7 protein-coding genes are annotated in these 11,616 nt (G+C 69.2%); 4 read left to right on the top strand and 3 right to left on the bottom strand.

Annotation, left to right across the window (positions count from 1 at the left end):
- The first annotated feature begins 152 nt into the window (after positions 1–152).
- Positions 153–1,019 carry a MurR/RpiR family transcriptional regulator gene (locus SALMUC_RS21795; protein WP_020039290.1) on the top strand — a complete coding sequence of 289 codons (867 nt, stop codon included), beginning with the start codon at positions 153–155 and terminating at the stop codon, positions 1,017–1,019.
- 33 nt (positions 1,020–1,052) lie between these two features.
- Here the strand turns inward: SALMUC_RS21795 and SALMUC_RS21790 are convergent, their stop codons facing one another.
- Positions 1,053–1,403: a hypothetical protein gene (locus SALMUC_RS21790; protein WP_020039289.1), complete on the bottom strand. Its 351-nt coding sequence runs from the start codon at positions 1,401–1,403 to the stop codon at positions 1,053–1,055.
- A gap of 289 nt (positions 1,404–1,692) precedes the next feature.
- Positions 1,693–3,231, bottom strand: a complete 1,539-nt coding sequence (locus SALMUC_RS21785) for a glycosyltransferase family 39 protein (protein ID WP_037372658.1) — start codon at positions 3,229–3,231, stop codon at positions 1,693–1,695.
- Between the two features lie 161 nt (positions 3,232–3,392).
- Between SALMUC_RS21785 and SALMUC_RS21780 the strand changes: the two genes are divergently transcribed.
- From SALMUC_RS21780 to SALMUC_RS21770, 3 genes are all read left to right on the top strand, one after another.
- Positions 3,393–4,079, top strand: coding sequence for a class I SAM-dependent methyltransferase (locus SALMUC_RS21780; RefSeq protein ID WP_020039288.1), 687 nt, complete (start codon positions 3,393–3,395; stop codon positions 4,077–4,079).
- Positions 4,076–4,453, top strand: a complete 378-nt coding sequence (locus SALMUC_RS30645; RefSeq protein WP_020039287.1) for a GtrA family protein — start codon at positions 4,076–4,078, stop codon at positions 4,451–4,453. Before SALMUC_RS21780 ends, SALMUC_RS30645 begins: the two co-directional genes overlap by 4 nt.
- Positions 4,454–4,632: 179 nt before the next feature.
- Positions 4,633–5,493 (top strand): glycosyltransferase family 2 protein, encoded by an 861-nt coding sequence (locus SALMUC_RS21770; protein WP_021120806.1) that lies wholly within the window; start codon positions 4,633–4,635, stop codon positions 5,491–5,493.
- An 81-nt stretch (positions 5,494–5,574) separates the two neighbouring features.
- Here the strand turns inward: SALMUC_RS21770 and SALMUC_RS28465 are convergent, their stop codons facing one another.
- The gene (locus SALMUC_RS28465) at positions 5,575–11,553 is read right to left on the bottom strand and encodes an ELWxxDGT repeat protein (protein WP_020039286.1); all 5,979 of its coding nucleotides are present in this window, start codon (positions 11,551–11,553) and stop codon (positions 5,575–5,577) included.
- Between the last annotated feature and the right edge of the window lie 63 nt (positions 11,554–11,616).

Raw genomic sequence — 11,616 nt, 5'->3', positions numbered from 1 at the left:
CGGCAGATTCATGGCCTCCGCGCTGGCAAAACCATCGCTGACCGCCCTTCCCGGCCGCGAATCGCGCCCGGGGCGGCCCGGACCCGCGCCTCGGTGAAAGCGGCTTTGCACGGGGGTGAAAATGTGGAAATCCTGACGCCATGACATCGCCGATGCCCCCCGATCCCCGGACCGACGCCCCCGTCTCGCTGCTGCGCCGCCTGCACGAGGCCTATGCCATCCTGCCCGGCCGCGAGCGGTTGGTGGCGGACACGATCCTCAACGCGCCGGCCGAGATGGCGGTCTGGAGCGCCTCGGAACTGGCGGGGCTGGCGGGCACGTCGAACGCCACCGTGAGCCGGCTGGTGCAGCGGCTGGGCTATCGCAGCTTCGAGGACGCGCGGCAGGACGCGCGGCGCCTGCGCGAGACGGGCTCGCCGCTCTTCATGAAGGGCAGCGCGCCGATGGCGGCCTCGCACGGCGAGGTGCTGCGCGCCGAGGCGGGCATCATCGAGGCGACGCTGGCGCAGCTCGACGCGGAGGTGATGCAGCAGGCTGCCCGCGCGCTGGCAGAGGCGCGGCAGGTCCGCCTGCTGGGCTTTCGCAACAGCCGGTTCCTGGCCGACTACCTGACGGCGCAGCTGGCGCAGCTGCGCGCCGACGTGGCGCCGCTGGCGCTGGAGGGGCAGACTCTGGCCGAGGGCATCGCAGGGATCGGCCAAGGCGACGTGGTGGTGCTGATCGGGCTGCGGCGGCGCCCTGCCCGCTTCGGCCAGCTGGTCCGCCTGCTGGCGGAGCGCGGCGCGAAGCTGCTGCTGGTGGCGGACAAGGGCCTGCGCGAGGCGCCGGCCTATGCCACATGGACGCTGACCTGCGCGGTCGAGACCGACCTGCCGCTCGACAGCTACGTCGGCGTGATGACCGTGCTGCGGCTGCTGGCCTCGGACACGGCGGAGGCGCTCGGCGACGCCGCGCTGCACCACCTCAACGAGGTGGAGACCCTGCGCGACACGCTCAGCGAGCTGGAACAGGCCCGCTGAGCGGACACCCGGGCGCGCGCGGCGCCGCGGCGATCACATCGCGCCTTCGTCGCCCATGAACATGATCGACGGGTTGCTTCCGTCGTCGGAGACGATGCAGCGCCATGGCGCGCCGTTGGCACCGACGCGCATGTAGACCGCGCTGTTGGCCTGCGAGAATTCCGAGCCCACCACGGTCACGCCGCCGGAGGTCCGGGAGGCGAGCAGATCGCGGCAGGCGTTAACGGCGGCCTCGCTGGCCGAGAAGCTGCCTTCGATGAAGGGCGGGCCGCCGGCCATGGGCGGCATGACGGTGGTGGTGCCGCCACCGCCTTCCATCTCGACGCAGGCCGTCAGCGCCGCGAGCGCGGCGAAGCCGGCGAAGGCTCTTGTCAGCTGGATCATGGTTTCACTCTCCCCCTATGGATCCTGGATTTCCGAATTCACGCGCTGCCCGTTCCCGATCCCGGCGGTGCAGGACGGCGCAGAGATCGCCGTACCGCAGCCTTTCGATGACGTGACCCCGACGGCGGCAGGTGAGCGCATCCGCACGTCGGGCCGGGAAAGAGGCAGGGACACTTTACGCTTACCGAACTCATGCCCGAGTATTGCCGCTGCCCCAGCCCGCGCGAAGGGCAAAAATATGCATTTTCATGCTTTCCGCAAACAAGCGGCGTGACGCTCGGCCACCGCGTCATTCGAGAAGATAGAGCCTCGCGGCATGCTGCGAGGAGGCGACCTCGCTGATCGAGACCGAGCGGTCGGGGTCCTGCAGGTGCCGCTCGAGCAACTCGACCTTCTGCCGGGGGCCAAGACCGCCCGAGGCGTGGATCTCCCAAAGCAGCACCGGGCAATCGCGCGCGCCGCTCTCGGTGTCGCGGACGAGCCGCCGCATCGGCGCGCTTTCCAGCCCCTGTTGCAGCGCGTCGCGCGGAAGCGGCAACCAAGCGGTCTCGTTGGGTTCGGGAAGGTAGAACCCGTGGAAGCGCTCCGGATCGTCCTCGGAAAAGTAGGGCTGTTCCCACCAGATGACCGGAATCGTCGCCGAGAGGCAGCCGTCCCGCGACGCCACGGCCCGGGCGGACTCGCGGTATGGCTCCTTGGAGTTCTGGCCGCGGTCCAGGACGCTGCTCGCCGACAGCATGAGCGCCGCGGTCATCGCCAGCGGCGCGCCCGCCCGAAGCCGGGCGTCGGCGCCGGACCGGTCGAGACGCGCGAAGATCCCCTGGACGATATGGGCGAGCGCGACCCAAAGCAGCGGCGCGAGCACGGCGAACATGCGGCTCGAGTACATGGGCACCGCCAGAACCGTCACCGCGACCCCGAAGGCGGGCGCGAGCACGCCCGCGCCGATCAGCAGCGCGGCCTCGCGGTCCACCGGCCAGCGCGTCTGCGCGACCATCCGCGCGACGAGCATCAGGATCAGCACGACCCCCAGCGCCACGCGGTCGAGGCGGTCTCCGACCAGCTCGCCCACCCCGGCACGCGTCATCTGCAGGATGAAACCGGCGGTCGCCGAGAACCACGTGTCATCGACGTCCGCAACGATCCGCGGCAGGTGCCAGGCGAGAAAGGCACAGACGACGGCAAGCACCGAGAGCCCTGCGACGACGACGCGCGCGCGAGCCGGCCAGCTGCGCGCCGAGAGCAGGAGCATGGCGAAGACGCCGCCCGAGACGAGCACCGTGTAGTAGTGCACGAGACCAGCAAGCATCGCGACCGCCGCCACGGCGACCAGCGCGCCCGTCGCCGTCCCGCCGGCGCGCAACCGTTCGTCCGCGCGCAGCGCCAGCCCCGCAAGGACGCCGACCAGCACGAACACGAGCGTGTAGGAGCGCGCCTCGTGCGTGTAGCCGGCCCAGATCGCCGAGGTCGCGACGAAGGCGACCGCGACAAGCCGCGCCGTGACCCCGACGCCACGGCCCGGCGCGACGTAGATCACCACGAGCGCCAGCACGCCCAGCGCGGCCGAGACCCCGCGCGCCACGAGGTCGAAGTCCGCCTCCGTGACACGCGCGGCCAGCCAGACCAGCAGGTAGTAACCCGGCGGGTGCACATCCTCCGCCCCGCGGGTGACAACCTCTCCGGCGGAGCTCATGTCCGGGTCGGCGAAGTAGGCGGTGAAGAGTTCGTCGGTCCAGAAGCCGTTGGCCGCGAGCCCGGTGAAGGCGGCGGCGGCGCAGACCAGCGCGGTGAGCAGCAACAAGAGATTGCACCAGTAAAAAACCCGCATGCGTGACGCTCCCAATACAGCCGCGCGGAAGCGGCGGGCCCCGGCTCCATTACACTGGATCGCCGTGGTGAGAACCGCTATCCCCATACCGGGTCGGGGTATAGGCGACACGCGGTTCGCCTCACAAGTGGAGCTTGGCGTTGGATCTCAAGGAAAGGCACATGCTCGGCGAGGGGGCGGACGATCACTGGTATTACCAGTCGAAAGCCCGGATGATCACGCATCACTTCCACCAGCGCCCCTCCTCGATCCTCGACGTCGGCGCGGGGCTGGGCTGGTTCAGCCGCTGGCTGCTGGAGAACGACCGGGGCGACGGCGCGACCTGCGTGGACCCCGGTTACGAGACGGAAAGCGAAGAGAAGCTGCCGAACGGCCGGACCGTTCGCTACGTGCGCGAAACGGGCGAGAGCGACGCCGACCTCGTGCTGCTGATGGACGTGCTCGAGCACGTGGACGACGATGTCGCGCTGCTCTCGACCTACTGGGACCTCGCGCCGCCGGGCGCCACCTTCATCATTACCGTGCCGGCCTTCGAGTTCCTGTGGAGCGCGCACGACGACTACCTCGAGCATCGCCGCCGCTACACCGTGCGCTCGCTGGAGCGCACGATCCGCGCGGCCGGCGCGACGCCGGAGCGGCTGCACTACTACTTCGGCGCGATCTTCCCGCTCGCAGCGGCCGTGCGCCTGCTGAAACGGGGCCGGACCTCCGAGACCTCCGACATGCGGCCCGCCGGCCCGGTGGCGAACGGCCTGCTGAAGGGCATCTGCGGGGCCGAGACCGCCGTGATGAAGCTCAACCGGCTCGGCGGCCTTTCGGTGGTCGCGGTGCTGAGGAAGCCGGCGTGACGCGGGCACGGGAGACCGGGCAGATCCTGCGCTTCGGCGCGGTGGGGGGCGTGGCGACGGCCACGCACCTCGCGATCGTCGCGCTCCTCGCCGGCTGGACCGCGCTGGCGCCCGCCCTGGTCCACGCGGGCGGCTACGCGGGCGCTTTCCTGGTGTCGTTCTTCGGGCACTACCACGTCACCTTCCGGAGCCGCCGCGCCTATGCCGTCGCACTGCGCAAGTTCATGGTCGTCTCGCTCGCGGTGTTCCTCGCGAGCGTCGGGATCGTCTGGGCGGCGGTCGCCGCGGGCCTTGCCGAAGCCGCGGCGCTGCTGCTGGCTGCGATGAGCGTCCCCGTCCTCAGCTACGTCTTGAACAGGGCCTATGTCTACTGATTGCACCGCACCGGAGCCGCGCGGCGGCCGCAACCGAGACCGGACGGGCGCGCGCCTGTCGCTGGTCGTGCCCTTCTTCAACGAACAGGAGGCGCTGCCGCACTTCTTCGAGGCGATCAAGCCCCAGCTCGGGCCCGTGGCTGGCGCTGCTCGGCGAGGGCAGTACCGTCGAACTGGTCATGGTCGATGACGGCAGCCACGACCGCAGCGTCGAGACCGTGCTGGCGATGGCGCCCGAGGCCTTCGAGCTGAAACTCGTCAAACTGTCGCGCAACTTCCGCAAGGACAACGCCCTTGCGGCGGGCTTCGCCCATGCCACCGGCGACGCGCTGATCCCGCTGGACGTGGACCTGCAGGACCCGCCGGAGCTCTTCGTTCCGATGGTCGAGGCCTGGCTGCGCGGGGCCAAGGTCGTCAACGCGCGCCGGCGCAGCCGCGAGAGCGACAACTGGCTCAAGCGCGCGACCAGCAGCTGGTTCTACAGGCTGTTCAACCGGCTCTCCGACCACCGTATCGAGCCCGACGTGGGCGACTTCCGCCTGCTCGACCGGCAGGCCGTGGATGTCATCAACGCCTTGCCCGAGCGGGTGCGCTTCATGAAGGGACTCTTCGCCTGGATCGGCTTCGAGGCGGAGACCGTGGAATACGACCGCCCGCATCGCTCTGCCGGGCAGACGAAATGGGACTACTGGACGCTCTGGAACTTCGCGCTCGACGGGCTGACCGGATCGACCACGCTGCCGCTGCGGATCTGGACATACCTCGGGAGTGCCATCGCCGTGCTGGCGCTGGCATACGCGGTCTTCATCCTGGTCCGCACGACGATCTACGGCGTCGACGTTCCGGGCTATGCCTCGCTGATGGTGATCGTCCTCGTGCTCGGGGCCTCCAACCTGATCGCGCTGGGGATGATCGGCGAGTACCTCGGCCGCATGACACACGAGGTGAAGGCCCGGCCGGTCTTCGTCGTGGACGAGGTGATCGACCGCCCCGCGGCGCTCCCGGCCTCCTCCGCGGGACAGCCCGTGGAGACCGGCTGAAGGGCCCTCCACCGGCACCCGCATGAAGAAACCGGCCCCTCGGGGGGGCCGGTTCTGCTGTCCTGCCAAGTGGTCCCGGCGTCAGAGCACGAAGTCGCCGATCACCGCGCCGCCGACGATGTAGAGCTGGCCGTCGATCACCGCGTCGCCGTCCACGTCCATCGAGGCGATGGTCACATCGACCCCCGAGAGCACGTAGTCGTTGAGGATCAGCTCGCCCGCCGTGCCGGTGAACGAGGTGCCGGCGTAGGTGAAGGCCTGGTTGCCCGCCGTCGTCGCATCCGCATCCACCAGGTAGACGTTGATCTCGTCGCCCTCGGCGGCGTCGAAGTCGCGGATCTCGTCGCGGTTGTAGCGGCCCACCCCGGTGTCGTCGATCGAGCGCAGCACGAAGGTGTCCGCCCCCGCGCCCCCCTCGAGGAAGTCGGTCGCGCCGCCGCCGTCGAGGAAGTCGTCCTGCGCCCCGCCGTAGAGACGGTCCACGTCGTCGCCGCCGTAGAGCCGGTCGTCGCTGTTGCCGCCCAGGATCGTGTCGCGCCCGTCGAGGCCGTAGATCGTGTCGTTGCCGTTCGAGCCCTCCAGCCGGTTGCCGTGGGCGTTGGTGCCGTAGATGACGTCGTTCGAGGCGCCGCCGAAGACGTGCTCGATGTTCAGCAGCACGTCGGTGCCCGCCCCGCCCGTGGCGGTGCCGGACTCGAGGTTGACGTAGACCGGCGCGTAGATCCCGGCGTAGAGCACCGTGTCGTAGCCGCCCTCCCCGTTCAGCGTGTCATCGCCCGCGTCGCCCTTGAGCGTGTCGCTGTTGGAGCCGCCCAGCAGCAGGTCGTCGCCGTCGCCGCCCTCGAGCCGGTCGGAGCCCGCGCCGCCCAGCAGCGTGTCGATGCCCTCGCCGCCGTAGAGGCTGTCGGCGCCGTCCTCGCCGTTCAGCGTGTCGCTGCCGGCGTTGCCGCGGAGCGTGTCGGACCCGGTGCCGCCGCGCAGCACGTCCGCGTCGCCGCCGCCGTAGAGCGCGTCGGCCCCGGTCCCGCCCAGCAGCGTGTCGTCGCCGTCGAGCCCGTAGAGCGCGTCGCCGCCGCCGCCGCCCTCCAGCAGGTTGCCCGCCGCGTGGCTGCCGTAGATCGTGTCCGCGCCGCTGCCGGTCTCGGCGTTCTCGATCGAGGACAGCGTGTCCGACCCGGTCAGCGCGCTCGAGGCCGAGCCGTTCTCGAGGTTCACGTACATGTTCGAGGGCGCGTAGATGAAGGACGCCGTGTCGGTGTCCGCCCCGCCCGCCATCAGGTCGTCGCCCGAGTCGCCGCGCAGCAGGTCGTCGCCGGCCCCGCCCGAGAGCGTGTCGTCGCCGCCACGGCCCGCCAGCGTGTCGTCGCCGTCCTCGCCCACGAGCAGGTCGTCGGCCCCGCCGGCCCCGGTCAGCACGTCGCCGAAGGCGCTGCCCACAACGCCCTCGATGTCGATCAGCGTGTCGTTGCCCTCGCCCGTGGCGGTGCCCGCCCCGAGATCCACCGTCACCCCGGCCGTGGCCATGGTGAAGCGCGCGGTGTCGATGCTGCCCGCCCCGCCGTCGAGCGTGTCGTCGCCCGCCAGACCGAAGAGCCGGTCGTTGCCCGCGCCGCCCTGCAGCAGGTTGCCGTGCACCATGGTCCCGATCAGCGTGTCGTCGCCCGACGAGCCGATCGCGTGCTCGAGGTTGAGCAGCGTGTCGCTGCCCTCGCCCGTGGCCGTGCCGCCCTCGAGGTCCACCCCGACCGGGCCCGCAGCGGCGGAGTAGTCCACCGTGTCGTAGTTCGACCCGCCGTCGATGGTGTCGTCGCCCGCGCCGCCCGAGAGCGTGTCCCGCCCCGAGCCGCCGTCGAGCGCGTCCATGCCCGCGCCCCCGAGCAGCGTGTCGCTGCCGGAGCCGCCGAGGAGCGTGTCGCTGTCGCCGAGGCCCGACAGCAGGTCGTCGCCGCCGCCGCCCGACAGCAGGTTCCCGCCGGTCAGGTCGTCGCCCGAGATCGTGTCGCCGAAGTCCGAGCCGACGACATCCTCGATGTCGATCAGCGTGTCGCTGCCCTCGCCCGTGGCCGTGCCCGCCACGAGGTCCACCGTCACCGGACCCGCCGCACCCGAGAAGTCGGCCGTGTCGAAGCCGATGCCGCCGTCGAGCACGTCCGCTCCCGTGCCGCCAACAAGCGTGTCGTGCCCGCCCTGCCCGCGCAGGGTGTCGTTCCCGGTTCCGCCGATGAGCGTATCCTCGCCGCCGTCGGCCTCGAGCAGGTCGGCGCCGCTGGCCCCGTTCAGCAGGTCGTCTCCGCCATCGGAGAGAATGACGTTGCCCCTGGTGTCGCCGGTGACCGTTTCGGGGTTCACGTTGCCGATGTCGATGGTGAAGTTCTCGCTCCGGGTCAGGCTGCCGTCGCTGACCTGGACCGTGATGACATGACTGGTGGCCTGCTCGTAGTCGAGCCCGAGGCTGTCCGCGACGGTGATCTCGCCGGTGACGCCGTCGATCGCGAAGCGCCCGCCCGCATCGTCGGTCAGCGAGAAGGTCAGCGACTGGCCGACGTCGGGATCGGTGGCGAGCATCGTGCCCACCACCGTGCCGTTGGCGCTGTTCTCGGGCAGGCCGAGGCTGCCGCCGCCGCTGATCGCGATGTCGGTCGGCGCATCGTTGACCGAGGTCGCGGTGACGGTGGTCGTGGCATCGCTGTCGGTTCCGCCGGCCCCGTCATCGACCGCGAGGGTGAAGGTCGTGGTCTGCGTGTCGCCCGGAACGACCGCGTTCTCGGTCGGATCGAACACCAGCCCCTGCAGCGCCGCCGTGGCGGCGGCCGCGGTGCCGGCGAAGCTGTAGACCCCCGCGCCGGAGTAGGTGAAGCCTGTGGCCGCGAGAGAAGCGGCGGTGAAGACACCCTTGGCGGAATCGTCCAGCGTCACCGTGACGGCCAGAGTCTGGTCGGGCCGGTCGATGTCGGTGATCGTGGTCGCCGCGAAGGGCTGTGTCGTCTGCTTGTCGGTGATCGAGTCGGAACTGCCCGCGCCGTCGATCTCGGGCGGGACATTGGGCAGCGCGACCATATCGCCGATATTGCTGCCCTGGGCCGTGAAGGTCTCGGTAACCTGGGTGCTGGCGCCGGTCCCGTTGTTCACCCAAAGCTCGTAGCCGCTGCCACTCTCGTTGCCCTCGAAGAACAGAAGCCCGTCCGAGACCCCCGTATAGCGGAAGATGCTCGTGCCCGCATCGACCACCGAGGTGCCGGCCACGGTGCCGTCCGTCTTGATGATCGCGTAGCTGCTGGTGCCGTAGTCGTAGACGCGGGCGTAAAGCTCGCCGTCGTAGAGCACCGGGTTCGACACGCTCGAGTAGTTGCCGATCTGGACGGTACCGGCCACGGTGCCGTCCGAGGCGTAGGCCCGGTACTGGTTGGTCGTGTAGTCGTACACCGTGTAGACGAAGACCCCGTTGACCGCCCCGATGAAGTCGTCGAACCTGCTGTCCGTCCCGATGGTGAGGTCGATGGTGCCGGCGGACGTGCCGTCCGAGGCCAGGATACGGTAGCGGGAAATGCTCGTGTCGTAGACCGAGTAGAAGGCCATCCCGCCGGACGTGCCGCCGAAGGCGCTGAAGTACTGGTCGGCGGTGCCGGTGATGTCCTCGGTGCCGGCGGCGGTGCCATCGGTGCCGTAGATCTCGTACTGCGTCGTGGTGTTGTTGTAGAAGCTGAAGAAGCCGGCGGTCGCCGTGGTGCCCTCGACATTCATGGTCCCGTTGGCCGTGCCCGGGTTGTTGTCGCCGAGCAGCACGGTGCCGGCGCCGGTGCCGTCCGAGAACCAGACCTCGCGCCCGTTGACCGGGTCGTAGGCCGAGAAGAGGACCCCGCCCGCGAAGGGCGTGATGTCCGTCGGACTGGAGCTGTTCGAGCCGAAGTAGACGTCGCTGACGAGCCCGGTGCCCGCGGCGGTGCCGTCGGTCGCCCAGAGCTCGTAGCCCGAGGTCGAGTTGTACCCCGAGAAGAAGAGCATGCCGCCGGATTCGACGAAGTCGCCGCTCATGTTGGTGGCGCTGCCGATCTGGCTGGTGCCCGCGTTCGTGCCGTCGGAGGCGTAGAACCCGGCCGTCCCGTTGCTGCCGGTGAACACCATCATGCCGCCGATCACGCCGATCTGGTTGTTCACGTTCATGTCCACGGCGATCTCGGTGCCCGCCGCGGTGCCGTCCGAGGTCCAGATCTGGTAGCCGTTGGTGCTGTCGTAGGCCTCGAAGTAGAGCTGCCCCATGTAGCTGGTGAAATAGTTGAAGTAGTTCACGTTCAGGGTGGTGGTCAGCTGCACCGTGCCGGACGAGGTCCCGTCCGAGGTGAAGAGCGAGTACCCCGAGCCGTCATAGGCGGTGAAGAACAGGTTGCTCCCTGCCGCGATCATGTCGTTTATGAAGCCGTTTGCCGAGCCGGGGTTGATGTCCTTGAGCTCCATCGTGCCGGCGACGGTGCCGTCCGAGACCCAGAGCTCGCGCCCGGTCTGGGGGGTGTCCAGCGTGAAGAAGGTCGTGCCGGCCGCCTCCATCATGTCCCGCGGATTGCCGCTGGTGTTGGTGTTGACGCCTTCGTTGATGTCGTCGACGAGGATCGTCCCGCCGGGCGTGCCGTCCGAGAAATACAGCTCTTCGCCGGTGACAGGGTCCGTCGCCCGGAAGAGCACGCCACCCGCGTAGGGGATCAGGGTGTTCGGGTTCGAGGAGTCGGTGCCAGGCGAGAGATCACCCAGCAGCTGGGTGCCCGCCGCGGTGCCGTCCGAGGCCCAGAGCTCGTAGCCGTTCGTGCTGTCGTAGGCCTCGAAGAAGAGATAGTCGCCCGAGACAACGGCGTTGGCGGTCTGGAAATTCGAGACGGGGGCGAGGAAACTCGTCCCGGCGGTGGTGCCATCGGTGATATAGAGCCCCACCCCATTGGCACTGCTGTTGCCCTGGAAGATCATCGAGGAGCCAAGCTGGTACTGGGAGCCCGTCGTATACACGGTGACGTCCGCGAAGGCGCTCGTTCCCGCGGCGGAGCCGTCCGTCTTCCAGAGCCGGTAGCCGCTGACCGGATCGTAGGCCTCGAAGATCAGCGTCCCGTCGAGGTTGAAGAGGTCCCGCGGGTTGTAGGCCGTGGATGCCGGGATGACCTCGCCGGTCCCGCTGGCGGTGCCGTCGGTCGAGAAGAGCACGTAGTTGCTGCCGTTGTAGGCGGTGAAGAAGGCCTCCGAGCCGATCACGGTGATGTCGTCGACCAAGCCGCTGCTCGAGCCCGGACGGATGTCATCCAGCAGCAGGGTGCCCGCGGGCGTGCCGTCGCTGAACCACAGCTCGCGCCCGTTGGTCGGGTCGTAGGCCGTGAACAGAAGCCCGCCGTTGAGCGCCGTGAAGTCCCGCGGCGTCGAGCTGCCGGTGCTGTTGATGTTCGCCAGCATCTGCGTGCCGGCGGTGGTGCCGTCGCTCACCCAGAGTTCTTCACCGTTTGTTCCGTCATTGGCGGTGAAGAACAGGTTGCTGCCCGAGACGAAGAAGTCGTCGATCGAGCTGCTGGTGCCGCCCGGCCGCACGTCGGCGACAAGTCCGGTGCCCGCGACGGTGCCGTCGCTGGCCCAGAGTTCCGTGCCGTTGGCCGAGTTGTAGCCCTCGAAGAAGACCCGCCCGTCGAATTCGACCGGATTAAGGAAGTTGCCTGTGTTGCCCAGCAGCGACGTGCCCGCCGGGGTGCCGTCGGTGACCACGAGCTGATAGCCGTAGAGCGCGTCGTAGGTGCGGAAGAAGAGCTGGGAGCCCACCACGAAGGGCTCTTGGTAGATTGCCGCCCCGGAGCTGGCAAGAAGCTGCGTGCCGTCGGTCGTGCCGTCGGTGGTCCAGAACTGGTACTCGCCCGCGTCCGAATTGTAGACGGAGAAGAAGACCACACCGTTGACGAGGGTCAGGTCGTCGGGATTCGATCCGCCCGCGCCGGACACGATGTCGCTGAGAAGGAACGTGTCGCCGGGCGTCCCGTTGGTCACCCAGACCTCGGTCCCGTTGGCTTCACTGGTAGCGGTAAAAATCTGCACGGTCATGAAATTGTTTCCCCCGAAAGACAAGCGTGAAAGCGGCTTGAGATGTGATGACTGTCTTCAATG

This window comes from Salipiger mucosus DSM 16094 (assembly GCF_000442255.1).
Classification (GTDB): Bacteria; Pseudomonadota; Alphaproteobacteria; order Rhodobacterales; family Rhodobacteraceae; genus Salipiger; species Salipiger mucosus.
The sequence above is the reverse complement of the archived record's forward strand: the minus strand, read 5'-3'. Positions and strand labels throughout refer to the sequence as shown.